We start from the raw sequence: 24,749 nt of genomic DNA on the forward strand, positions 1-24,749 counted from the left end.
ATGAATGATGTGACTCAACGATGGAATAAAGCGAAAACGTGGCATTTGGTTTGCGGATTTTTACTGGCGCTTATTGCTTTTTTGATTCCAAACGCAAATTTGGCGAAGGCAGCAGATAACGGCTTAGCGCAAAAACCATATATGGGCTGGAGCAGCTATAGCATGCAGGTTTATCACAGCGGTAATTGGATTACAGCCGCGCAGATTATGGCGCAATCCGACGCTATGCATACGACTCTTCAGCCCCACGGCTATAATTATATCAACGTAGATGCGGCCTGGAATGGCGGTATGGACGCCTACGGACGGCCGCTGCCGAGCACCACCCTCTATCCGAACGGTCTGGGTGAAGTTATTGATCATGTACATAACAATGGGCAGAAGTTTGGCCTCTATTTTATTCCGGGGTTGTCGCCAGCGGCTTACGACGCCAACTTGCCGATTTATGGAACCGCTTGCCATGCGCAGGACATCGTCGTCTTGCCCTTAAGGACAGCGGATTATTGGAACATTGGCTATAAAATTGATTTCTCGAAGCCATGCGCGCAGAGCTATATCAACTCGATTGCCGATCAGATTGCCTCCTGGGGCGTCGATTTCGTGAAGTTTGACAGCGTTACGCCGGGCTCCGGACATAATGACACGTCCATTGATGCGCGCGATGACGTCAAAGCCTGGTCTCAGGCACTCGCTCCGCACCATATCTGGTTTGAGCTATCATGGGCGTTGGATATTAATTATGCAGACACCTGGAAGAAGTACGCGAACGGATGGCGCGTCGAATGGGATGTCGAATGCTATTGCGGGACAGCAGGTTTAACCAGCTGGGGGAATATCGCACGGCTGTTTCCGAAAGCCGAGCAATGGTGGCGTCACGCCGGGCCGGGCGGTTGGAACGACTTCGACTCCTTGGACATCGGCAACGGTGCGATGGACGGCATTACGCCGGACGAGCGGCAGACGGCCATGAACCTATGGGCGATGTCGTCGGCTCAATTGTTTACGGGCAATGATCTGACGAATTTGGATAGTTACGGTATTCAACTGCTGACGAACGATGAAGTGATTGCTGTCAATCAGGCCGGTCATCCTGCTCATCCAGTGTCTACAGCAACCGAACAGCAAGTATGGTATGCCAATAACGGCGATGGCAGCTACACGGTCGGATTGTTTAACCTTGGAAGCTCTAGCGCAACGGTTACCGTTAACTGGAACGATATCGGTTTAAGCGGTGCCGCTTCGGTAAGAGATTTATGGAGTCATTCCGATCTTGGCGTGTATAACACCAGTTACAGTGCAACTAATTTGGCGCCGCATGCCTCGCGGTTGTTCAAAGTGGTGTCTCAAGGAGGCGTATCCTCCATCAATGATGACGATACCGGCATTTCCTATACGGGGAATTGGCAGCGGGATCCGAATAGAGGGCTTGGCGTTTCGCAGACACTTGCTATCGACGTTACCGACTCCTTGGCACAGAACAGTACGATTAGCCCTTCTGCGGCAAGTTTTGACAAGAAGCAGGATATACAGGCCGATGTAACGACAACGATGACGTTGAACGGGAATACACTGAGCGGCATTGCCAACAATGAAACCGCATTGGTGCCGGGCACGGATTATACGGTCTCGGGCAATCAGGTAACCATTAAGAAAGAATATCTTGTTTCGCAACCGGTGGGGACGACCCAGCTCACTTTCAATTTCAGTGCAGGGGCTAGGCCAATTCTCGCCATTGCAGTAAGTGACTCCTCACCTTTGAACAGCACCATCCTTCCATCGACGCGAAATTTTGATAAGAAGGCAACCTTGCAGTCAGATGTCACAACGACATTGAACCTGCAGGGTAATCAACTGAGCGGTATCGTAGGCGGGGGTAATCCTTTAGCAGCGGGAACCGACTACGTCGTTACTGGCGACACAGTGACGATCAAAAAGGAATACTTGGCCAAACAATCGACTGGAATGAACAACCTCATATTCAACTTCAGTGCCGGTAACCCACAGACCCTTGCCATTGTTGTTAGCGATACTTCCCAAGGGGGATCTGTCGCAATTAATAATGACGATCCTGGAATTTCCTATTCGAGCGCTTGGCAGCGAAGTACGAATCGGGGACTTGGCGATTATTTAAATGACGTGCAATTCACCGAAAGGAATAATGAGTACTTTGAATATACGTTTAATGGAACGGGTATTGAATTGATTACGGAAATGGATAATTCCCAAGGCGACATGGACATTTTCGTGGATAATGCCTATAAACAAACGATAAGCACCTATTACACAAGCAGATTAGCTCAGCAACCCATATATGGGATTTCCGGATTACCGAGTGGTTCTCATACCATTAAAGCCGTGAAAAAGTCGGGATCTTATATGCTGCTGGATAAGCTCCGAGTTTTGATCCCTGATCTGATTGGGCCTTCAACGGGAAGCTTTGATAAAAAAGCAGCAGCACAGACTGATGTAACGACTACTTTAGCATCTGGCGGATATAGCTTTAGCGGGATCGAGGTTGGAGGTACTCCTTTAGCGGCAGGAACCGACTACCTGCAATCGGGAAAAACGGTAACGATCAAGAAGGAGTACCTTGCCGTTCAACCTACGGGAACAGCTTACTTGACTTTCGCTTTTAGCGGCGGAGCTACACAGACCTTCGCTATCGCCATAAGTGACAGCTCGGCACCTGTAACTCCGGTTTCCGTAAATGATAACGATGCGGGGATAACGTACACGGGCTCGTGGGGGTATAGTTACAACCGGGGGCTTGGAGATTATCAGGACGACGTTCATTATACCGAAGTCAACAACGATTCTTTTGAATATGCTTTTACGGGAACGGGCGTTGAACTCATAACTGAGAAAGATGTTTCCCAGGGCGATATCGATGTCTATGTAGATAATGCGTTTCAGCAAACGGTGAGCACCTATCACGATGGTCGTTTGGCCCAGCAAAACGTATATGCCATTGCCGGACTGCCGAACGGTCCTCATACCATCAAGGCTGTGAAGAAATCCGGTTCTTACATGCTGCTCGATAAACTGAACGTGACTCCAGCAAATGCAACGAATACGGTTACCGGAAACGTTTATTTGTCTACGCAGTCGGCACCTCCGGTACCGTTGGCGTTAACGGCTCAACTAGCTCCCGCATCTCAAGGTGCCACAGCTTTCATCAATGATACCAATGCCGCGATTCAATATACCGGCTCATGGGGGTATAGCAGTAATAGAGCGTTTGGCGATTATCAGAATGACGTTCACTACACCGAGACAAACAATGATTATTTCGCCTACACCTTTAAAGGAACGGGGATTGAATTCATCACAGAGAAGGATTCTTCCCAAGGGGATATCGATATTTATGTAGATGGTGACTTTAAGCAAACGGTAAGCACTTATAACGCAAGTCGATTAGCTGGGCAAACGGTGTATAGCATTTATGGATTACCGAATGGCTCGCATACCTTCAAAGCAGTGAAGAAATCCGGAACGTTTATGCTGCTGGATAAATTAACGATTGTTGCCGGTAATCTTATCACCCCAGACACGGGAAGCTTTGATAAAAAGCCGGACGCACAAGCGGATATCAGCACCACGTTGTCACTGGGTGAGTACGCATTAGATCGCATAGTCAATGGCAGAACAACGCTTTTGCCGGGTATCGACTATACGTTGTCAGGCAACAAGGTAACCATCAAAAAGGAATATCTTGCAGGGCAGCCGGTAGGCACCACCAACCTGACATTCATTTTCAGTGGAGATTATCAGAACGATGTGCATGTTACCGAAACCGATGGTGATTCCTTTGCCTACACCTTTAAGGGAACCGGCATTGACGTCATTACAGAAAAGGATGCCTCGCAAGGCAGCATTGATATTTACGTAGATGGCGGCTTCCGGCAAACGGTGAGTGCTTACAACGATTCCCGCTTAGTCCAGCAAACGATATACAGTGTTTCCGGACTTGCGAATGGTTGGCATACGATCAAAGCTGTGAAAAAATCAGGAAGTTACATGCTTTTAGATAAGCTGAGCTTCACCGTTGTACCGGGTCCAACAACATCCACAGTGATCACGGGCGCAGCCTCTAAGGTGAAGCGCACAAGTGCCACGATTGAGGGCCAAGTTACCGCTGATGGAGGTGCTGCAGTCACATCACGAGGAATTGTGTATGCAACAACACCGTCTCCAGCAATTGGCGATAAGGGATCAATGAAAGTATCCGTTGGCTCCGGATTAGGCCTATTCAGCGGAAAGCTGACTAAATTAAAGCCTAATACAGTCTATTACGCCAGAGCGTATGCGACTAACTCGGCAGGTACGAGTTACGGGTCTGAAATACGTTTTATGACACAAAAGAAATCCGAACAGCAGGATGAAAATTCGGACGACGATGACGATCAGAAGCACTAAGAATAAGTTCAAGGAAGCCACGGGCCCTTCATCAGGTTACAGGAGGGCTCAGGCTTTTCTTTAAATTGAAAATCCTCAATCATACATGATATATTTATGGGAAAAACGATGGGTGAGGGTTAGATGGGAAGTAAAATCAGCCGAGTTAATTTAACGGATGAAATTTATCGGATCGTGAAAGAAGATATATTATCGCATAAATTGAAATCTGGGGAAAAAATAAACATCGACCTATTGGCACGCTCTTTAGAGGTAAGCAACATTCCTATTCGCGAAGCGCTTTCCAGATTGCAATCAGAAGGGTATTTGCATGTTATTCCTTTCAAAGGGATGTTTGTTAACTTCATGAGTCTTAAAGACTTAAACGAATTATTTGAAATCAGACTGCAGCTTGAACCTTTAGCCGTAGAAAAGGCAGCGCTTCTCATACCGGATGATAGACTCGGAAAGCTTGAAGAAACAATGAATTTCCTTAAAATCAATGCGTCATCACGATCGGTTAACGGATTAGAGCGAATCACCGAAATGAATGATTCCATACATGGCACCATTCTAGAGTATTGTGATAACACCAATTTACGGAATTTAATTAGAGGGTATATTGAACAGATTCAACGATATGTAACCTTTATTCAATTAAATCTGGATGTAGATACTACGAACGTGGAATGGTCGGAACATCATTCTATATTAGAAAAGTTAATGCAACGGGATCCTAAGGGCGCTTCCGCAGCCATGATCCGACATTTGCAAAGTTCTCAAAAAAGGACAAACGATCATTTCATCAACGCGGGGAATTGATTTGCCCATTTTGTTAAAACAATCGTTTTAGGGAGGATAGAACCTATGCAATTAGCGGGGAAAGTAGCAATGATTACTGGCGCGGGTTCAGGAATCGGCGAAGCTGCTGGCAAATTATTTGCCGGCCAAGAAGCCAAAGTTATTCTGGCTGACTGGAATTATGCGGAAGCAAGCCGTGTCGCTAACAATCAGTCGAATTTTATCACGGGTATTGCTTTAACGGTTGATGGTGGCGCGTCGCTAGGATATTGAGTATTCGGCATATAGTGTGGCGAGGCATTGTTGATTATCGAGATACTCTGCGCAGTAAAATCATACATGATACATCATTTGAGGGGGTTGAAGCATGATTGAAACAGCCGGAAAGGAATTACAGGCCTTCGAGAAGAAAAGAATTGTTTTTCTTGGAGATAGCATTACAGACGATGGGACGTTTATCGCCTATTTGGACGCTTATTTTCATCAGTATGCGCCAGAAATTGAGCTAACTTTCATAAATCTGGGCGTAAGCAGTGAAACAGCCTCCGGATTAACAGAGCCGGACCATCCGTTTCCACGTCCTTGTGTCCTTGATCGACTAGGAAGGGCGCTGCAAGAAAGCCAACCGGATTGGGTAGTTATGGGATATGGAATGAATGATGGGATCTATTCCCCATATTCCGAAGAAAGGTTTCAAGCTTATCAAAGAGGCATTCTTGCAGCCATCCGCACGATCCATCAGTACGGAGCCAAAGCCATCGTCATGACCCCTCCGCCATTTGATCCGATATCGATGAGCGATAGCGTTCTTTCTCCCGATGGTCTAGAAGCATATAGCTACATGGCTCCATTCGTACATTATAACAACGTGCTTCGATCCTATGCGAACTGGATACTTAGTCTGGACTCAGTTGCCGATCAAGTTGTGAATATTTACGATCCGCTTCTCCAGCAGAGAGAACAAGAACGTAAAATAAACCCTAGTTATCGATCAGGTGATGGTATTCATCCGAATTCAGACGGTCATTGGATCATAGCTACAACGTTATTAAGCCGTTTGTTTCATATAACCGTGGAACCTATTCCTGATTTTGTTGAGAGACCGGAACAATCGCAATTATTTCAGTTTGTTTGGCAACGTCATCGGATATTAAGTTCGGCCTGGAAAGAGCATGTAGGTCATACGAATCCCAATAAAGCGGAAGCCTTGCCGCTAGAAGTTGCCTTGAGATTATATAAGGAGAGATCGCAATGAAAATAACCAGAGTGGAAAGTTTCATTTTGCATGTCCCTTTGAATCCGCCCATTACGGATGCGATTAATTCGCCGACCCACTGGGGATTGCCGGGAGCTTCTACGGAGGTGATCCCGCAGTATTTTGATAAGTATCGGGTAAAGTAGAAGAAAATCAAAGAAAAACGGCCCTGCACGACATTCGATGTGCAACAGGGTCGTTTTTCTTTGTTTACCACATACGGAAATATAAAATTTCGGATCCCGAAAAATGCTTTCTTATTGGCGATAAAACCTAACTCTTTCGCCAGTCAAGGCGGGTAATACGTCGGGAAGTAGCGGTTCTGATAGCCTCTTCACATGGGAAGCCGACCATGCGACCATGCAAGATTAAGTGTACCTAAGGAAATGATCGTAACCTTACGGTCCTTGTGTGACTTCGATTTTGTGAAAATTGAGATTCAATGACTTATTTCGACAGACAATGTCTCGTTTTCGTTCTATGATAGTAACCAAATTGAAAACGCTTTCGAATAGTATAGGTATACACGCGAATGAGGTGATTGGTCTGTGCTGAAGCAAAAATTCCAACTGAAGTTCAAACATTCCCCCATTTTCAGAAACTTCCTTATCTCCTATGTGCTCATCCTGTTTATTCCGATGCTTACGGGTTTCATTTCTTATTTCATCTCCTCGGACATCATTAAGTCCAGTTCGTTAGAGGCGAGCGCGATGCTGTTGAACCAAAGTAAGGACATCTTAGACCGAAGAATGGAAGAGGTTGAAAACATTACAAGACAGCTGTCGTTGGACCAAGACCTGAATTATGTGCTTAACGAACAGGTGGATGCCGATCATTTCAATATTTATGCACTTTGGAAATCATGGCGCAATACATCTGCATATAGCTTGACGAATAACTTCCTAGAAGATTTCTACATTTATTTGAACAATTATAAGGTTATATTTACACCATCCGGTGTCTTTGTTCGTCCAGAAGATTACTTCGACTTGTATCATTACGAGAATATTGACCGCACCCAATGGAAACAGGATATTTTGGGCAAAATCCATCGCAGAGAGACATTACCGTCGCAGCCGTTCATCAATAACGGGAAAAGAACAAACGTAATTACGTATTTACAATCGATCCCCTTCGATAGCTTTCAGCATTCGCTCGGAACAGCTGTTATTTTGATTGACGAAAATGAAATTGCCAAAATGTTGGAACGTATTTCGAAACAATACGGGGGTTGGGCCTATATAAGTGATAAAGATGGGCATACGATTGCCAGAATGGGCATCGAGGATTCGCAATTAAAGTCACTGAATATACCGGAACTAATCGAAAACGGGTCGACCGGCACCTTAGTCGAAGACAAAACGCTGCTTATTTCCTCGAAATCGACTTATAACGGGTGGGTGTACGTCGTCGGTTTGCCGAAATCTATCGTCATGAAACAATCCGAGTTCATCGCTAAGGTGACTTGGACAATCACCGCTTCGACGTTATTGCTCGGGATTATAGCGGCCTTGTTATTTGCTAATAGGAACAGTGCGCCGATTAACCGGATTGTCACGGTTTTTCGGGAGCAAACCGGCCACGGCGGTTACAAAGGGAAAAATGAATATGATTTTCTGCAAGGAAACATCTCTAATTTGCTAGCAAGCCAGAAATCTCTCGAAGAGGAGCTGAAGCGTCAGCAGCCATTATTGGAAGACGCATTTCTGAAGCGGCTCTTGAAAGGGGAGTTTGACTCCTTCCAAGAAGTGCGAACATTAATGCATTCGCTGCCTAACATGGATTTGAAAGGTGATGTCGGTTATGTAGCGATCCTCCGAATTAACGGCTACAGCGGTCTTGTTAGCAAAGAAATTATTCAGGAGCTGAATGCAGCCCGATTACTGATGAAAAAGCTCCTAATCGAGCCTAGCGACGCCATTCAAATGAACGTGACCGATTTGGACTCGGATAAAATTGCGGTTCTGATCACTCTAGCCGAAGCGGGCGATTGGGGGATGACAGATCATATTGCAGCCGCGTTCGACCAACTTCGGGAGTACGTGAAGACGGAGTATCGGATGCAAATTACCGTTGCAATCGGCAGCAGTTTCCAGGTGCTCTCCGACAGCAGCCGATCCTTCGAGGAAGCGAGACAAGCTCTTGATTACTCAGTTCTCATTGAAGACACCCCAATCATTTGGTACCAGAACGTGAACAAGGAATCAACGATGTATTATTATCCGATCGATATGGAATTGCGAATCATTAATGCAGTCAAAATCGGCGAGATTCATGAGGTGAATCGCATATTTGAACAGCTTCTGGAGCAAAATTTCTCGGAACGGCATTTATCCATGGAGATGGTCCAGCAATTATTCGGCGAATTGAAGGGAACTTTCTTTAAACTGCTGCAGCATAATCCTTTTACGGATCAAGCTGTATCGGAAGGGTTGAAACCTCGCGTTGAGAAATTGCAGTTATCGACGAACTTGGACCGCTTCCGTAATGAAATTCAGGGCCTGCTTGAAGCGTTTTGCAAACGGGTGTTGAAGAAGAAAGAAGATAGAACCGGAGAAATCTTCAACAAAATTGTGACCTTCCTGGAAAATCAATATCCTGACTCGGATTTGAATCTATATCGGATATCGGTAGCTGTTGATCTTCCTGAAAAATACATTTCGCAGTTGTTTAAGGAGCAGACTGGCGAAAACCTATCGGACTATCTAGAGAAGATTCGCATCAAAAATGCGACGGACCTTCTGTTCAACAGCGAGCATACGATTGATGAAATTTCGCATCAAGTCGGTTATAATAGCGCGCACGCATTTCGGAGAGCTTTCAAGCGTGTATCAGGAGTATCGCCTAGCATTTACCGCAAAACCGTAAATTAATTGTTTTTATGCTGTCTGTGTACTCCTCTAACGGAAGTGTACCTATACAAGAACGCTGTTTTGTGATTTATTTGGAATGCTCTTTATTAATTTGGTAAAAGAACAGGAGCTGTCGATCATGAAACTGCGTTATCAAAGCTACGCACGCGTCTGGACTGAAGCGCTTCCTATCGGAAATGGTCGTTTGGGAGCCATGGTTTTCGGCGAACCGGAAGCCGAGCATTTACAGCTGAATGAAGATACACTTTGGTCAGGCAGGGGTCCCAAAGACGGGAATAATCAGAATGCGAAAGTCGTTCTCGCCGAAGTGCGCCGTCTCATTGCAGCAGGCAAATATGAGGAAGCGGATAAGAAAAGTAAGGAGATGATGGGTCCTTATAACCAATCCTATATGCCGCTTGGCGATCTATATTTGAAGTTCCGTCACGGCGGAGTGGTTAGAGCATACGAGCGAAGCTTAGATCTGACTGATGCCATCACCCGGGTCGAGTATCGGGTCGGTGATATTGTTTATACTCGCGAGATGTTTGCTTCCTACCCGGACCAAGTCATTGTGATTAGATTGGAGGCAAGCTGTCCGGGCGCTCTGAATTTTACCGCGCGGCTGGACAGCCCGCATCCTTTTCAAACAGGCTCATTCGCGAATCATCTGTTTCTGCGGGGCGTATGTCCGGAACATGTCGACCCCAATTATTACAATACCGATCAACCTGTAGTGTACAGTAGACCGGAAACAACCGAAGCCATGCGTTTCGAAGGGCGTCTTGGCGTTCGTCTTGATGGCGGGGCTTCTTCTATCGATCGGGACGGACTTCATATTCATGGTGCTCAAGCGGTAACCCTGGTTTTTAGCGCTGCGAACAGCTTTCAAGGATTTGACAAGCCTCCCGTTAGAGAGGACAGCGAAATTGCCGCTGATAACGAGGTTCGATTGCAACGAGCGATGATGAAGACCTATGAACAATTGCAGCAATCTCATATCGACGATTATAAGACTTTATTCGAGCGGGTGGAGCTCCACCTCGGCCGTACCGAGGCGTCTGAGCAGATGCCGACCGATCGGAGAATCGCCGAATTTGGAGCGAAAGATCCGGGGCTTGTCGAGCTGCTGTTTCAATACGGCCGCTATTTGATGATCGCAAGTTCGCGTGCCGGGACGCAACCCGCCAATCTGCAAGGGATCTGGAATCGGGAGATACGGCCGCCATGGAGCAGCAATTGGACGCTGAACATTAACACGGAGATGAACTATTGGCCAGCAGAGACGTGTCATTTATCCGAGTGTCACGAGCCGCTCATTCAATATATTCAGAATCTGGCCAGCAACGGGCGAAAGACCGCCGAAGTCAATTACGGCTGCAGAGGTTGGACGGCGCATCATAACGGAGACATCTGGTGTCAGTCTGCGCCTGTCGGGGATTATGGTCACGGCGATCCGGTATGGGCGCTTTGGCCGATGTCGGCCGCTTGGCTGTGCCAGCATCTTTGGGAACATTACTCGTTCGCCAAGGACGTCCAGTATCTTCGCGAGCAGGCTTATCCGGTTATGAGAGATGCTGCTCTCTTTTGTCTGGATTGGTTACATACCGACGAAAAAGGTGATTTGATTACATCGCCATCGACCTCGCCGGAACATAAGTTCGTAACCCCAGATGGGCAGAAGGCAGCGGTCAGCGCAGCAACTACGATGGATATATCATTGATCTGGGATTTGTTTACGAATTGTATGGAGGCTTCGGAAATACTACAGGATGACGAGCGGTTTCGGGCCGAGTTGGCAGCGGCACGCGAAAAATTGAAGCCGATGCAAATTGGCAAGCGCGGCCAACTGCAGGAGTGGTCAGTGGATTGGGATGACGAGGATATCCATCATCGTCATGTATCACACTTGTTCGGTATATTCCCTGGACGTCAGCTGACGGAACAGGATACGCCCCAGCTGTTTCAAGCAGCAAGAAATACCTTGGAGCAGCGCGGGGACGGCGGCACTGGCTGGAGTCTGGCTTGGAAAATTTGTTTATGGGCTCGCTTTAAGGACGGGAATCGTGCTCTCAGTCTCATTTCCAATCTGCTTCAGCTCGTGGAGGAGGACGGAACGAATTATCAACGCGGCGGTGTCTATGCCAACCTCTTCGATGCGCATCCTCCTTTCCAAATCGATGGGAACTTCGGATATACCGCCGGTGTGGCGGAGATGCTGGTACAATCTCATAACGGCGAGATTTGCCTGCTGCCTGCATTGCCAGACGCTTGGGCGACAGGCTTTGTGAGAGGACTTCGAGTTCGAGGCGCGATGGGCGTCAGTCTGTCTTGGGCAAATGGTTCTTTACGAGAGGCGGAAATAGAATCTCAAGTCGGCGGAAGCTGCCGTGTTCGCACGAAGGGAAACTCGATCAAGGTCGAATCGGAAGGGAAAAGCGTTCCCTTCGAGATTGTGGAGGACGGTGTCATCGCGTTCGATACACAGGCGGGGAAGACATATACGCTTGTTAGCTTATAATACGTTCAAACTTACACGTTTCACAAACGGCGGGTTCCATTGGATCCGTCGTTTGACGTTTAATAGACAATGTACCCGTCAGAAGGAAGTGTACCATGCATCTTCGAGCAGAGGTACCTTCCCATCGTGAGGTGTACCTTTACGAAGAAGGGTCAATTGTGGTTTTGTAGTCATATGGAAAGCGCTATCAAATTGGGAGGGATTGTTCTGAAAACAGTAGCAGTCAGAGCGGCACGCGCTCCGAGTATAACGAAGAAGTCTAAAATTTGGACGGAGGCGACTAAGAGCTTTAGGAAGCATTGGCAGTTTTATTTGCTCATTATTCCTGCCGTTCTTTATTTTATTCTGTTCAAATACATTCCGATGCTGAACGCTGTCATCGCATTCAAAGATTACAGCGTAGTCAAAGGGATTTGGGCGAGCCCTTGGGCCGGCTTCAAGCATTTTCATCTGTTTTTCAACAACCCGCAATTTTGGGTATTGATGAAGAACACGCTTTTCTTAAGTTTGTATCAGATTGCTATCGGGTTCCCCGTGCCTATTCTGCTGGCTTTGGCGCTGAATGAAGTACGAAACGGTATTTTTAAAAGAGCGGTTCAGCTCGTGACTTATGCGCCTTACTTCATTTCGACGGTTGTCATGGTCTCGATGATTATGCTGCTGCTCTCCCCGAGATTGGGAGTTATCAATATTATTTTACAAAGCTTAGGGTTCGAATCGATCAACTTCCTAGGTGTACCCAGCATGTTCCGCAGTGTGTATGTATGGTCCGACGTCTGGCAAGGTGCGGGGTACTCGGCTGTCATCTATCTAGCTGCGCTGGCAGGGGTTGACCCTTCGCTGTACGAGGCGGCTAAAGTCGACGGAGCTTCCAGATTTCAAAAGATGATCCATATTGATATTCCCGGCATTATGCCGACGGCTGTCATCATTCTGATCTTAAGCGTAGGCAACATTATGTCGGTTGGATTCGAGAAAATTTATTTGTTGCAAAATCCGCTGAATCTGGAGACGTCGGAAGTTATCGCCACTTACGTGTACAAAATCGGGTTGTTGAACGCAAACTTCAGCTTCGCAACCGCGGTAGGTTTGTTCAACTCCGTCATTAACCTGATACTGCTCTTGCTGGTAAACGCGATCGCAAAAAAAATCTCAAGTACAAGTCTATGGTAATGAAAGAGAAGGAGGAAGAGGCGACATGGTAGGGTATGGGCGCGGCATTCGGGAATCGAATGCGGACCGGCTATTTCTCGCGGGTATATATGTAATTCTGGCAATCGTTCTTATCGTAGTCCTGTATCCTTTGGTATTCATTGTTAGTTCGTCGTTAAGCAGTCCGCTCGCAGTTTCGGCGGGACGTGTCTGGCTATGGCCGGTGGATGTGACACTTGACGGATATCGGGTTGTTCTAAGTAATCCGCAGGTGCTGATGGGCTATGGGAATTCGCTGTTTTACGCCGTGACGGGCACCTTGATCAGTGTTACGTTGACCGTTGTTTTGGCTTATCCGTTATCGCGACGGTCGTTTTTCGGGCGCAATGTACTGATGGTTTTCATTACGTTTACGATGCTCTTCTCCGGCGGCCTGATCCCTACTTATTTGGTGGTCAAACAGCTCGGGCTGCTCGATACAAGATGGGCGCTGCTCATCCCGCAAGCGATATGGGTATGGCAGATCATTATTGCCCGGACGTTCTTTCAGTCATCGATCCCCGAGGAGCTCGCGGAAGCGAGCGAGATGGATGGATGCAGCGATTTGCGCTTTCTGTGGAGCGTCGTGCTGCCATTATCCAAGCCGATCATAGCCGTGCTGATCTTGATGTATGCAATTGGCCAATGGAACGCTTATTTCGATGCATTAATTTATTTGAAGTCACAGGCATTGTATCCGCTTCAATTAATCCTTCGCAGCATCCTGATTCTTAATTCAGCTGCTTCAAGCAATATCGATGCGGCGGAGCAGCTGAGAAGACAGCAGTTCGCCGATTTGACCAAATACTCGCTCATTGTTGTAGCGAGCTTGCCGGTACTGGTCATTTATCCTTTCGTACAGCGGTATTTCGTGAAAGGGATGCTGATTGGTTCGGTGAAGGGTTAGTTAGCCGCCCAAGCACATTTTGGAGGAGGTGGTGCAGGGCAAGCAATCCGGAAGTAAAAAGTGTAAAGTGTAAACTTTAAAAATGAAACGCAGGGGTTATCACTTAATAACGAAAGGGAGAGGGCGCATTTGAAAAAATCAATTTCAACCATTATGACAATGCTGCTTACTATCATCCTTGTTCTTACGGCTTGTTCATCCCCACCAGCATCCGATAACAGCACTTCTGGCACCAAGGAAACGACTAAAGGGGCTCAGGGCAGCGGCGGTCCGGTTGCGATCAAAATTTTTGCACAGCAAGACACGAATACGGATTTAGCGACGAACAGCTTCTCGAAGCTAGCGGAAGAAAAGTTCAACATTAAGTTCCAATGGCAGACCGTTCCGTTCGATGGGGCAGCCGAGAAACGGCAAATTTCGCTTGCGAGCGGAGACTATCCGGACCTCTATATGCTGATTCCGTGGGTGGATAAATTTTCACAGACAGACATTCTTCGCTATTCGCAGCAGGGCGTAATTATACCGCTGGACGATTTGATCAATCAATATGCGCCGAATGTGAAAGCGGCCTTGGATAAATACCCTTACTTTAAGGCTATGAACACCGCACCGGACGGTAAAATTTACGGATTGACACAATTGGTCGAATGTTACCACTGTTCCTACCCGAATAAAATGTGGATCAACTCCAGTTGGCTGAAGAAGCTGAATCTGCAGATGCCAAAAACGCTCGACGAATTCAAGCAAGTCATGCAAGCCTTCAAAACGAAGGACCCGAACGGCAACGGCAAGGCGGACGAAGTGCCGCTCAGCGGTTCGATTGAGGAGTACGGCGTTCATATTATACCGTATTTTATGAACGGCTTCATCTATGACGACGATAAAACCTATCTGTTGTCGAACAACGGAAAAGTGGACATCGCTGCGAATAAAGCGGAATGGAAGCAAGGCTTGCAATTCGTTAAGTCCATGTATGACGACGGCTACATTGATAAAGGAGCCTTTACGCAAAATGCTGCGGCCTTTAAGAAAATCGGCGACAACGCCGACGCGCAAATTTTGGGTGCGGGCGCTGCGATGCATCCTTACATTTTCGTAACAGGCGGATCGAATAACTCCAAAACGTATGATCCCGTTCCGCCATTAGCAGGTCCGAATTCGGCATATGCTACGTATAACTATCCGAGCGATCCCGGCGCCACTTTCGTTCTGACGAATAAAGCAAGTAAAGAAGCGCAGATTGCTGCGATTAAATTAGTCGATTATTTATTTACGCAAGAAGGCCAAATCCGTGGCCACTTCGGGGAAGAAGGCAAGGACTGGAGAAAGCCGAAGGATGGCGATGTTCCAGTCGAGAAGGGAGCCGCATCCATACTCGCTACGATTCCGACACCAACGGGTGAAACACCTCACAACTCGGCATGGGGGGCAATGGCTCAATATTTCCAACCAAAGGCATTCCGGGACGGTTGGGTTGCAGCTACTGATCTTTATGACACTACAGGATATGAGCGTAGACTACAGGAAGCAACTCATTTATATGACGGTAAGCAGCCTAAAGAAGTGTTCCCGCACTGGGCGATCTGGATCGATCCTTCAACCGCCGACGAAGCGGCAATGTTGAAGACGAACATCAAGAATTATATCGATCAAAACTCGCTGCAGTTCGTTACGGGTGCCAAAGATTTGAACAAGGACTGGGACGCGTACGTTGCCGGTTTGGAAAAATTAAATTTGAAGCGCTACCTGGAAATTATGCAGCAATCCTACGATAAGTCATTCAAAAAATAAATAAACGTGCAGGCCAAGCGATCCTGTGTAGCCCGGGTGGTTGCACAGGATCGTTGTGCATGTGGAATGCTAGGATTAACTAAGATGTATAAGGGAGCGGGAAGCCATGATTAAAAGCGAGCAAGCGAAACGGCATCCGATCAGCTATGACAAGCCGGCACCGGACTTCTTCGAGGGTGCATTGCTGGGAAACGGAGGTCTTGGAGCTGTCGTGACAACGCGTCCGGACGCGGTCGTCATCCATTTTGGCCACAACAATGTATGGGACATCCGGATCGCGGAGGATAATCAAGACAAGATCGGGACTTTTCAGGACGTGTTTCAGCAATTAAAGCAAATTCCGCAAGAGCTGGAGTCGTTCCAAGAAAATGACTGGTATCGCGAGTATTGCGACATGACACAGGAAAACTACAGAAAGCCGTACCCTCGGCCGATGCCGTGCGGATCCCTTTTGCTTGGCTACGACAGGCGCAAGGCGGAGGTACTGGGCCATAAGCTGCATATCGATAATGGCCTTTGTGAGGTTTACTTTAAGGTTGAAACCGGTTATGCCACTTTGCAATTATTTATCGAGCCTGCGAACGATAGAATGTGGCTGAAGCTTGTTTCATCCGAAGGGGCAGCCGGGGGATTGTTCAATAGAGTGAAGTTGATCCCCGATCCTGATACACCCGAGCAGTTTCCGCCAGCGGAGACTGTTGTAGATACTAATCTTAGGCAGCTATCTTTCAGGCAAACGCTTCCTCATTCACATAAGAAGGATGTCCGTCATATCGAGGACAAAGCATTCCGGTTGGATGTTCGGTTTGCGGAGGAGATCGAGGCTACTGAGGCAAAGGAGGGGGTACAGAGCAATCTGCTCCAGTCGGGCTCGTTCCTTGCTTGTGTGGAGCTGACGGAAGGTAAGGATGACGCTGTTGCAGCAGGGCTTAAAGAACTGCAGGTTCCGTCTGAGGATGCGTTCGCCCAAGCCTTCGCTGCTTGCAGGCAAAGCTGGGCATCCTACTGGGAATGCTCTGGTGTGAGCCTGGAAGACGAATTTTTAGAGCGGATCTGGTATTGGAATTTATATTTTTATCACTGTTCCGTCAAGCCGGAAGCCACTTGTCCCGGTTTGTTCGCGAACTGGAGCTATCGCTCCATCGGCTCCGCCTGGCACGGCGACTACCATATGAACTATAATACGCAGCAGCCTTTCTGGCTTGCATTCTCAAGCAACCATGTCGATAAGCACTTGGCTTACGTCAATATGGTACACCATATTCTCCCGATTAGCCGCAAATGGGCTAGCGAATATTATGGCATGCGCGGGGCTTATTATCCTCATTCCGCCTATCCGGTCGAGATGAATACGATGCCATATCCTGTACCGCACTGGGGTTGGGAAATATGTGAAACCCCCTGGACCGTACAAAGCCTATGGTGGCATTACGTATACACGATGGACCGGGATTTTCTAGAACATAGGGCTTTTGAACCGATGAAAGAAGCCGCTTTGTTTATGGTCGATTACATGATGAGGCCGGATGCCCATGGCGAGAAATGGGGTGACGACCGCTATCACATTTTCCCGACAGTCGTGCCTGAGCTGTACGAATTGACACCAGGCTTTACAAAAAATTACGATTGCATTGTCGATCTTACACTGACCAAATTTTTGTTTCGTTCTTTTCAATCAGCCTGTGAAATACTTGGGAAAGAGCAGGAGGAAGAGGAACTATTGGCCAATATAAATGAGATTCTATGTAAATTTCCAGAGTATCCGACAGCCGAGTCGAAACGCGGCACCGTATTCGTATCAGTGCCGGGGGAGGATACAGAGGTCGTCTACAACACGCCTAACTCCATTATGACGATTTTCCCGGGAGAAGATCATGGACTTCACTCGCCGAGCGAGCAGTACCAAATAGCGCTCCATTCATATCTTAATCATCGCAACGAAGGCGGCAATGAGCTCGTCTTCTACAACTTGGCCGGTGCGCGTCTCGGTAAGCTTGACCTGGAGCGGTTCAAACGCCAGATCGCCTACTGTATGCTCCCTAACGGTACGTGCACGGACCGCGTCCTGCTGTCTGGCGGACGGTATAAAGATACGATGAGCTTTGACTTCATGAGCAGAGTCGGGATTTGGTTCGAGAACTTCGCGCTGCCGGTTGTTGTTAACGAGTGTTTACTGCAGAGCTATAACGGCATTCTCCGGTTTTTCCCGAACTGGCCGGATGCGAGCCGTGCGGAATTTGCCACGCTCAGAGCGGTTGGGGCGTTTCTAGTTAGCGCGGCCTTCTCCAATGGGGAAGTGCAATGGGTGGAGATTTTTAGCGAAGCGGGATCTATCCTGCGGTTTTACAATCCGTGGGAGCAAGGCGCTTTATGTATAAAATCTACTGGGGAAGAAACAATCCATGAACGTGTGGGACTACTCTCCACCATCCCAGGTGAAACGGTTCGTATAATTAAAGCAGACATTTGAGCGGTTTCTAGCGAACACGTTAATATGTTAGAACGTTAATGGAACAATTAAATTCAGCTTTCTTGACATATGATTGACTTTCCAGTGAAATAAAGATAAGCTCTGCGAATACATACATAGCGCAGCAAACTGGGAGGTACAAACATGTCGCGTAAGTGGGAAAGAATGGTTAGCAAAAATGCGAAAAAAACGAATATGCTAAGGTCAAAACAAGGGAAATCCCCGATTTCCGACTCGAATCAAGCTCAAGTCTTTAAAGGTCGAAGTCTGTGGCTCCCCTTATTGTTTGTCATCATTTTCATATTTTTGTTGGCAACGTATACGAAGGCCGATCAGAACGGTATGTATATAGCTACGATATGCGGATATCTGCTTGTCGCGCTGCTCATGTATTTTGTCCGTCGTCCTTATCTGAAAATAGGGAAAACGAACCTGGCCAAAAGAGGATACTCAAGAGAACTCGTTTTGGAAGCTAATAATATTAAGCAAATTATCCATAAGCCGGGTTCTGTGGTCATTGAGCTGGACAATAAGACGCGTTGGGTGTTTTCCAAGCGAATGAACCTTTTTGATGTCACAACGATCGCAGAAAAGCTGCATCGTTTTGCTGAGCTTAATCGCATTGCATTCGAAGATAAAACAGAGTAGGGATGAAAAAACGAAGGATAGCATGGCCGCTGCACGATCGGTCTTGCTATCCTCTATTTTTTTGCTGTGGGCCCTATATTCCGTTGCCTTCTCAGGTTTCTGTCATGACGCCGCCGTTGACATGAAGAACCTGCCCGGTTACATACGATGAATCGTCAGACGCCAAATAAATGTAAGTCGGCGCAAGCTCGAACGGCTGTCCTGCACGCTTCATAGGTGTCTCTAACCCAAAAGTTTTTACATATTCAGCCGAATAGCTGGATACAATGAGCGGGGTCCAAATAGGGCCTGGAGCAACTGCGTTAACTCGTATCCCTTTACTGGCTAGTTGGAGTGACAAGGAGCGGGTGAAAGATACGATAGCGCCTTTTGTTGAGGAATAATCGACAAGCAGCGGAGCACCTGCATAAGCGGTTACCGATGCCGTCGAGATGATGGAGCTGCCCGGATTCAGGTAAGGGAGCGCGGCTCTGGTCAAATAGAACATTGGGAAAATGTTGGTACGGAATGTATCCTCGAGTTGTTCATCGGTTATGTTGAGCAGGCTCTCCTGTGGGAATTGGACGCCTTGGTTCAATACGAGTACGTCAAGAATTCCGTAACATTCAAGCGTTCTTCTGACCACTTCTGTGGAAAACGAAGGTTGCCGCAAATCGCCTTCAATCAGCAGGCACCGGCGCCCGTACCCTTCTACCATCCTTTTAGTCGCCTCTGCGTCTTCACGTTCGTATAAGTAGGCGATTGCCGTGTCTGCGCCTTCTTTGGCAAAGCCAATGGCGACGGCGCGACCGATGCCGCTATCGCCTCCGGTGATAATGGCAATTTTCCCCGTTAGTTTTCCGCTTCCCCTATATTCAGGATTGTCTGAAATCGGGATAGGGTTCATTAGATATTCCAACCCAGGCTGCACGTCCTGATGCTGCGGTGGAAAGGTTATCGGCACTTGCCGGCAGCGTGTCTCATAACTGTAATAAGGATACATCGGAATCAAGGTGAATCCTCCTCTGCTATCATGCTCAAATGCAGGATATTCGCCTAGTCCTCGATTGGTGCCGTTAAGATTTCGAGTAATATTCAGCTAAAGCATGAAAAGATTGCTTTGGTTCCCAAGGCATATCCTTATAGGTTGCTCCCTTTTGGTCCGGATTAGTTTTAATCACGCTGAAACTGGCCATTTCCAAATTATAAAGGAAGCGCTAGCCATTCACGTTTTCCTCTTTGAAAATATCCAGCCTAACTGGCTCCAGCTCAAGCTATTGCCATGTATAGCCGCGCAAGCTATTTTGGCCCCGACACGCAGTGCCCTATTCGGTAATTAAGAGGTAGCTTTAGAAGGCTTGGTTGCCTGCTCTAGGGAATGCAAAATTATAAACGCCTCCTCGTTAGAATGTCCGCACATCTCTTCCGAGGGCCGCAAACTGCTGCAAACAGCTGGGCGTTCCGGTTTACCAAACAATCCGCATCTGTAATCGGGCAAAAGCTGTACGCATGGAATACCTGCCGGCTTACCGTTAGGCATACCAGGAATCGGAGATGAAATCGAGACAACAATACAACAAGCCGCACAACCTGCTCTGCAATCCAACATTCGTCCCCCTTAAATCCTGATGACCAAATTATAGCATGTTTAGGGATTTTGTCCTTTTGTGCCAGACCAAATGTTATAATATGGATAATATGATCACGGGTATACATAGTAAGTCTGGCATACGGGGGAATTCAAATGAACTTAGAAGTACGGGATTCAAAGAATGCATTTTCGGAACTAAATGAGTATGTGCTAGAGACAAAAAATCTTATTCCGGCCTCAGCTGCATCTACTTTCGTTATCCAAAATGATTATATCGTGAATGAATGGTATTCGGGATATCATGATCTTAGCGACAGGAGTCGCATGGTAGACGCCGAGTCCCAGTTCAATGTGGCATCCGTTCGCAAAACCTATTTGGGTTTTGCGGTAAGCCTAGCCCTTTATGAAGGAAGAATAAAAAGCCTCGATGATCGCGTAACCGATTACTTAGATGATGTGAACGAATCTGTTATGAGCAATACGATGATACGCCATCTGCTAACGCATACTCATGGTTTAGAAAGCCCGCATCAAAGAGGCTTTCCACCTGGTACAGACTGGAAATATAATAATGCAGGGGTTAATTTGCTCATTAGAATTGTCCAAAAGGTATTTGGTCAACCGCTCTCCCAAGTAATGGAGAAAAGAGTGTTCATCCCTTGCGGCTTGAAGGAAACAGGCTGGCGAAAACATGAGAATGAAAAGCTGGTTTGGCTAAACGAAGATTATGCAGGGGATCAAGGTGGGGAAGCTAATCTTTTTGTAAGTACGCGGGAGCTTGCTTTCTGGGGATACTTGCATTTAACTAAAGGAAAAATTAAGGGCAAACAAATTTTTCCGAGTGCAATATTTGAACAAGCAATCTCGATTGCCACACCAAAGCGACTTGATGAATGCTTGCCAAGACATGGATTTTTTTGGTGGATACAAGATCAGCCCCGGCCCATGTCAGAGCTAGGAAAAGATTTGCCAAGGAATTCTTTTCAATCCCTTGGCTTTTATGGCAATGCCTGCTTAGTCATACCCGAATATAGATCTGTCATCGTGAGAATGTTTAACCAAGTTGAATCTAATCCTGAGGGGTATGACTATTTAAAAGATATACAAACTTTTGGCAACATCGCATACAAGTGCATCCTAGCCAATTTGCATTAATATTCAAAAAAAATTTCCCGGGAAATCATAATTCGTTGTCGGAGATGACTTCTCTTTTTGAAAATGATAATGATTCCATAAAAAATTAGATTAGACCATCGTTGGAGCAAAATCATGGGTCTATCGTTTTAGAAATTTTCCAACACTATCTTTCCTATCGATCTTCCAGTTTCCACTTTTTCATGTACGTAGCGTAGGTTTTTTGCGTGAATGGGTTCCAGGCGTTCAGTTAAAGTGGTTTTCAACTTGCCTTTATCGATTAATTCAGAAAGTTCATTCATTAGATCATGTTGTTCGATGATATCTTTGGTTTGGAACATGGACCGGGTAAACATAAGCTCCCATACAAATGTGATACTTTTAGAAAAAAGCATGTCCATATCTAAACTTCCCGTCCAAGAAGCCTTATCTGCAGGAACGATTGAACAAATCTTACCTTGGGGGATTATGATTTCTGCCATATTCGCTAAATATTGAGCCGTGTCATTCAAGCAAAATATATAATCCACGGTCTCAAATCCAATATTTTTGAGTTGCGATGCAAAATGGCTATTGTGGTTGATCGTACATTTGGATTATATGTTGTATACTTACTTTTAGGAAGTACGCATAAATTTATTATATAGTATCAAAAATTATACCTGAATAGGGAGACTGAATAATGGGAGATCGAAAGACATTAGTACCGATCATATTATCTATGAAAAAATGGGGGGAACCCATAAATAGGATAAGGAAGCCGGTTCTAAAATTTATAGATTACGATTCCGAAAGTGGTGTACATCATTGGATGCTTTGAAATACCATATCACCGACGAATGGAACGAAGCTCGGTGGACCGCAGTAGAGCGAATCTACGAGCAAGCGTTTCCACTTGACGGCAAGAAAAGCCGTGATATCGTTCGCCGCATGTTTGAAAAACGTATGTGCCAACTACACACTATTGCCCTCGGCTCAGAAATTATTGGGATGGCATTGACCGGAATCGATCAGCAAGCTGGAGCCTTGCTAATTGATTATATTGCGGTTCGGAAAGATGCTCGCGGCAGCGGGTACGGCCGACTATTACTGGACCGCATTAAGCAATGGGCGCACACAGTTGCAGGCTGTAAAGGGATAATCGTCGAAGTGGAATCCGATCCGACGGAGGAAAACAGCAAACGAATCCGTTTCTGGGAAACAAACGGTTTCCATCTCACTGCTTATGTTCATCAGTACATTTGGGTGCCGGAGCCTTATCGGGCTATGTATCTGAATTTCGAAGAGGCTAATCGGTTGCCGGAGGATGGGAAAATGCTGTTTCGCAGCATTACTCGGTTCCATGAAAAAGCGTATCGTGGTTCTTAAGTTGTAAAGTCAAAGGAGAGATTGATAGTGAAAATTACAGAAAACACCATTCTTATTACTGGCGGTTCATCAGGTATCGGATTTGCTTTCGCTGAGCGGTTTTTGAAATCAGGAAACAAGGTTATTGTTTGCGGGCGTAATGAAGAGAAACTTTTGGAGGTTCAGCTTAAATATCCAGAACTTCTTATTAGGGTATGTGATGTTGCAGACGAATCGGAACGAATCGCTTTGTTCGAGTGGACTACGAGAGAGTTTCCTGAGTTGAATGTCCTGGTTAACAATGCGGGGATACAGCAGAGGACCAACCTCTTGAAGTCGAAAGAGGACTGGAGCTACCATCGTCAGGAAATCGCTGCGAACCTGGAAGCCCCTTTACATCTTGCGATGCTGTTTCTGCCTCATCTAGCTGAGAAAAGCAATGCTGCGATTATTAATGTTTCCTCTGGCTTAGCGTTTACGCCGATGGCTGCGGCTCCGATCTACAGTGCAACGAAAGCTGCTCTTCACTCCTTTACGGTGAGTCTCCGTCACCAGCTTTCCAATACGGGAATCGAGGTTATTGAGGTGGCGCCGCCGGCTGTTAATACGGACTTGGGTGGGAAGGGCTTGCATACATTCGGCGTACCGCTGAATGAGTTTGCTGACGGAGTGTTTCAAGGACTGGAGAATGGTCTGCAAGAGATCGGCTACGGTTCATCGGAAAAAGGGCTGCGCATGTCACGGGATGAGATTGATTCTGCCGTTCAAGCTATTAATAGCCGCGTTCCGTTCTAAGAAGGGATGGGCTTCATCTTTTGGCTGGAGGGCGTTGCGAGAGGTGAGGGTTTGCTGCCCTCACCGACTCAGTTCAGCGCCGACGTAAAATTCTTTTGTAAAGTGCAATAAACCTGGTTGCCAGAACTCTGTCCGAGTAATGAGTTCTTACATATCTTCTGCATGTGTAAGGGGGAGGAAGCTTGCTTAGATTTTTAACTTTGTTTGCCATTTCATTTGCATTCCTGCACAGCAATTGCGGCATGCCTTTAAGAACCTCCGGGGCCGCTCCGTTTTTAAGTGCCAGAACAGGTGTTCCGCTGGCTAACGCTTCCACCATGACAAGGCCAAAAGGTTCATTCCAAATCGACGGAAACAGCACACATGACGCTTGTGAGAGTAATTTTTGTTTCCGGGCGCCGCCGACGCTTCCTATATATTGAATATTTTTATTGAGTTGTGGCCGAATCATGGATTGGAAATATTTCTTATCTCCTAGCGGAGTGACAGGACCAGCCAGTAGAAGTTTTTTATCTGTTTTTTTGGCCACTTCAATTGCTAAATGAACGCCTTTCAGGCGATTCATGCGCCCAAGAAACAGCAGATAATCAGCTTTTCGAGTGCTATATTTATAGTCCGCCAGGCGTATCCCATTTGGAATATAATAACCTTTTCCTTTCCCAATCGTCATCAACATGGTTTTGCTTACATAAACGGGATGTTTTACAAATAAACGAGAGTTCCCATGGTTGCTTCGGACGATGGGAGTTCGAGTATTCAACTTCGAGGCAAGTCCGTAATGATCATGGATAATGTCAATATTAGCAGGCAGCTTGGCACGCAGAAAAGCCAACTGTTCCTGTTTATTTCCGCTTGGCCAGTAAAACGTTTTTGTTGCATTGGATACAGACCCCTTTTTTGCAAACAAAAACACTTTATGGCCCCGACGAGTCAGTTCTTCCGTCAGGTAATGCACCTCTCGTTCCGTCCCCCCGTAATCAATTGGCGGTACAGCCAGGACGTTCGTTGAGATCATTGCAATTCGCATGCACATCTTCCTCGCTTTCATTGTTCGGGTTCTCCGTTAATAAAT

At 46.7% G+C, this 24,749-nt stretch carries 19 protein-coding genes; 15 read left to right on the top strand and 4 right to left on the bottom strand.

Features of this window, described 5'->3' with window-relative positions; genetic code table 11:
* Positions 1-9: 9 nt before the first annotated feature.
* The 12 genes from ACFQZT_RS21530 to ACFQZT_RS21585 all read left to right on the top strand — a co-directional run bounded on the left by ACFQZT_RS21530 (position 10) and on the right by ACFQZT_RS21585 (position 18,831).
* On the top strand, positions 10-4,416 hold the full coding sequence (locus tag ACFQZT_RS21530) for a X2-like carbohydrate binding domain-containing protein (RefSeq protein WP_379302901.1): 4,407 nt from the start codon (positions 10-12) through the stop codon (positions 4,414-4,416).
* 123 nt (positions 4,417-4,539) lie between these two features.
* Positions 4,540-5,217, top strand: coding sequence for a GntR family transcriptional regulator (locus ACFQZT_RS21535; RefSeq protein WP_379302903.1), 678 nt, complete (start codon positions 4,540-4,542; stop codon positions 5,215-5,217).
* 45 nt (positions 5,218-5,262) lie between these two features.
* The gene (locus ACFQZT_RS21540) at positions 5,263-5,469 is read left to right on the top strand and encodes an SDR family NAD(P)-dependent oxidoreductase (RefSeq protein ID WP_379302905.1); all 207 of its coding nucleotides are present in this window, start codon (positions 5,263-5,265) and stop codon (positions 5,467-5,469) included.
* 94 nt (positions 5,470-5,563) lie between these two features.
* On the top strand, positions 5,564-6,451 hold the full coding sequence (locus ACFQZT_RS21545) for an SGNH/GDSL hydrolase family protein (RefSeq protein ID WP_379302907.1): 888 nt from the start codon (positions 5,564-5,566) through the stop codon (positions 6,449-6,451).
* Positions 6,448-6,597 carry a hypothetical protein gene (locus ACFQZT_RS21550; protein ID WP_379302910.1) on the top strand — a complete coding sequence of 50 codons (150 nt, stop codon included), beginning with the start codon at positions 6,448-6,450 and terminating at the stop codon, positions 6,595-6,597. The genes ACFQZT_RS21545 and ACFQZT_RS21550 overlap by 4 nt, the downstream gene beginning before the upstream one ends.
* 402 nt (positions 6,598-6,999) lie before the next feature.
* A complete protein-coding gene (locus tag ACFQZT_RS21555; protein ID WP_379302912.1) occupies positions 7,000-9,324 on the top strand; it encodes a helix-turn-helix domain-containing protein in 2,325 nt (774 codons plus the stop codon).
* Positions 9,325-9,442: 118 nt separating this feature from the next.
* Positions 9,443-11,824 (top strand): glycoside hydrolase family 95 protein, encoded by a 2,382-nt coding sequence (locus tag ACFQZT_RS21560; protein ID WP_379302914.1) that lies wholly within the window; start codon positions 9,443-9,445, stop codon positions 11,822-11,824.
* Between the two features lie 318 nt (positions 11,825-12,142).
* Complete coding sequence (locus tag ACFQZT_RS21565; RefSeq protein ID WP_379303203.1) at positions 12,143-12,997, top strand: ABC transporter permease; 855 nt, start codon at positions 12,143-12,145, stop codon at positions 12,995-12,997.
* Positions 12,998-13,022: 25 nt separating this feature from the next.
* Positions 13,023-13,922: a carbohydrate ABC transporter permease gene (locus tag ACFQZT_RS21570; RefSeq protein WP_379302916.1), complete on the top strand. Its 900-nt coding sequence runs from the start codon at positions 13,023-13,025 to the stop codon at positions 13,920-13,922.
* A 129-nt stretch (positions 13,923-14,051) separates the two neighbouring features.
* Positions 14,052-15,713: a type 2 periplasmic-binding domain-containing protein gene (locus ACFQZT_RS21575; protein WP_379302918.1), complete on the top strand. Its 1,662-nt coding sequence runs from the start codon at positions 14,052-14,054 to the stop codon at positions 15,711-15,713.
* 106 nt (positions 15,714-15,819) lie between these two features.
* The gene (locus tag ACFQZT_RS21580) at positions 15,820-18,183 is read left to right on the top strand and encodes a glycosyl hydrolase family 95 catalytic domain-containing protein (protein ID WP_379302920.1); all 2,364 of its coding nucleotides are present in this window, start codon (positions 15,820-15,822) and stop codon (positions 18,181-18,183) included.
* A 144-nt stretch (positions 18,184-18,327) separates the two neighbouring features.
* Complete coding sequence (locus tag ACFQZT_RS21585; RefSeq protein WP_379302922.1) at positions 18,328-18,831, top strand: hypothetical protein; 504 nt, start codon at positions 18,328-18,330, stop codon at positions 18,829-18,831.
* A gap of 91 nt (positions 18,832-18,922) precedes the next feature.
* Here ACFQZT_RS21585 and ACFQZT_RS21590 read toward each other — a convergent pair whose 3' ends face one another.
* The gene (locus ACFQZT_RS21590) at positions 18,923-19,822 is read right to left on the bottom strand and encodes an SDR family oxidoreductase (protein ID WP_379302924.1); all 900 of its coding nucleotides are present in this window, start codon (positions 19,820-19,822) and stop codon (positions 18,923-18,925) included.
* Positions 19,823-20,146: 324 nt separating this feature from the next.
* Positions 20,147-20,416 (bottom strand): YkgJ family cysteine cluster protein, encoded by a 270-nt coding sequence (locus ACFQZT_RS21595; protein WP_379303205.1) that lies wholly within the window; start codon positions 20,414-20,416, stop codon positions 20,147-20,149.
* A 138-nt stretch (positions 20,417-20,554) separates the two neighbouring features.
* Between ACFQZT_RS21595 and ACFQZT_RS21600 the strand changes: the two genes are divergently transcribed.
* Positions 20,555-21,556, top strand: coding sequence for a serine hydrolase domain-containing protein (locus ACFQZT_RS21600; protein WP_379302926.1), 1,002 nt, complete (start codon positions 20,555-20,557; stop codon positions 21,554-21,556).
* A gap of 128 nt (positions 21,557-21,684) precedes the next feature.
* On the opposite strand, the gene ACFQZT_RS21605 is transcribed toward ACFQZT_RS21600, so the two are convergent.
* Positions 21,685-22,119, bottom strand: coding sequence for a zinc-binding dehydrogenase (locus ACFQZT_RS21605; RefSeq protein ID WP_379303207.1), 435 nt, complete (start codon positions 22,117-22,119; stop codon positions 21,685-21,687).
* A gap of 223 nt (positions 22,120-22,342) precedes the next feature.
* Here ACFQZT_RS21605 and ACFQZT_RS21610 point away from each other — a divergent pair, with 223 nt between their 5' ends.
* Together ACFQZT_RS21610 and ACFQZT_RS21615 are read left to right on the top strand one after the other, a co-directional pair.
* Entirely contained in the window at positions 22,343-22,903 is a 561-nt protein-coding gene (locus tag ACFQZT_RS21610) for a GNAT family N-acetyltransferase (protein WP_379302928.1), read from the top strand.
* Between the two features lie 27 nt (positions 22,904-22,930).
* Positions 22,931-23,677 (top strand): SDR family oxidoreductase, encoded by a 747-nt coding sequence (locus ACFQZT_RS21615; RefSeq protein ID WP_379302930.1) that lies wholly within the window; start codon positions 22,931-22,933, stop codon positions 23,675-23,677.
* Between the two features lie 73 nt (positions 23,678-23,750).
* Here the strand turns inward: ACFQZT_RS21615 and ACFQZT_RS21620 are convergent, their stop codons facing one another.
* Positions 23,751-24,704, bottom strand: coding sequence for a glycosyltransferase family 4 protein (locus ACFQZT_RS21620; protein WP_379302932.1), 954 nt, complete (start codon positions 24,702-24,704; stop codon positions 23,751-23,753).
* Positions 24,705-24,749: the final 45 nt, after the last annotated feature.

Source organism: Paenibacillus sp. GCM10027628, from assembly GCF_042676385.1.
Classification (GTDB): domain Bacteria; phylum Bacillota; class Bacilli; order Paenibacillales; family NBRC-103111; genus Paenibacillus_E.

Coding starts and splice junctions, on each gene's coding strand:
- ACFQZT_RS21570 (WP_379302916.1), top strand. CDS start 13,023: ATGGTAGGGTATGGGCGCGGCATTCGGGAATCGAATGCGGACCGGCTA.
- ACFQZT_RS21620 (WP_379302932.1), bottom strand. CDS start 24,704: ATGCGAATTGCAATGATCTCAACGAACGTCCTGGCTGTACCGCCAATT.
- ACFQZT_RS21560 (WP_379302914.1), top strand. CDS start 9,443: ATGAAACTGCGTTATCAAAGCTACGCACGCGTCTGGACTGAAGCGCTT.
- ACFQZT_RS21545 (WP_379302907.1), top strand. CDS start 5,564: ATGATTGAAACAGCCGGAAAGGAATTACAGGCCTTCGAGAAGAAAAGA.
- ACFQZT_RS21535 (WP_379302903.1), top strand. CDS start 4,540: ATGGGAAGTAAAATCAGCCGAGTTAATTTAACGGATGAAATTTATCGG.
- ACFQZT_RS21585 (WP_379302922.1), top strand. CDS start 18,328: ATGTCGCGTAAGTGGGAAAGAATGGTTAGCAAAAATGCGAAAAAAACG.
- ACFQZT_RS21550 (WP_379302910.1), top strand. CDS start 6,448: ATGAAAATAACCAGAGTGGAAAGTTTCATTTTGCATGTCCCTTTGAAT.
- ACFQZT_RS21600 (WP_379302926.1), top strand. CDS start 20,555: ATGAACTTAGAAGTACGGGATTCAAAGAATGCATTTTCGGAACTAAAT.
- ACFQZT_RS21540 (WP_379302905.1), top strand. CDS start 5,263: ATGCAATTAGCGGGGAAAGTAGCAATGATTACTGGCGCGGGTTCAGGA.
- ACFQZT_RS21580 (WP_379302920.1), top strand. CDS start 15,820: ATGATTAAAAGCGAGCAAGCGAAACGGCATCCGATCAGCTATGACAAG.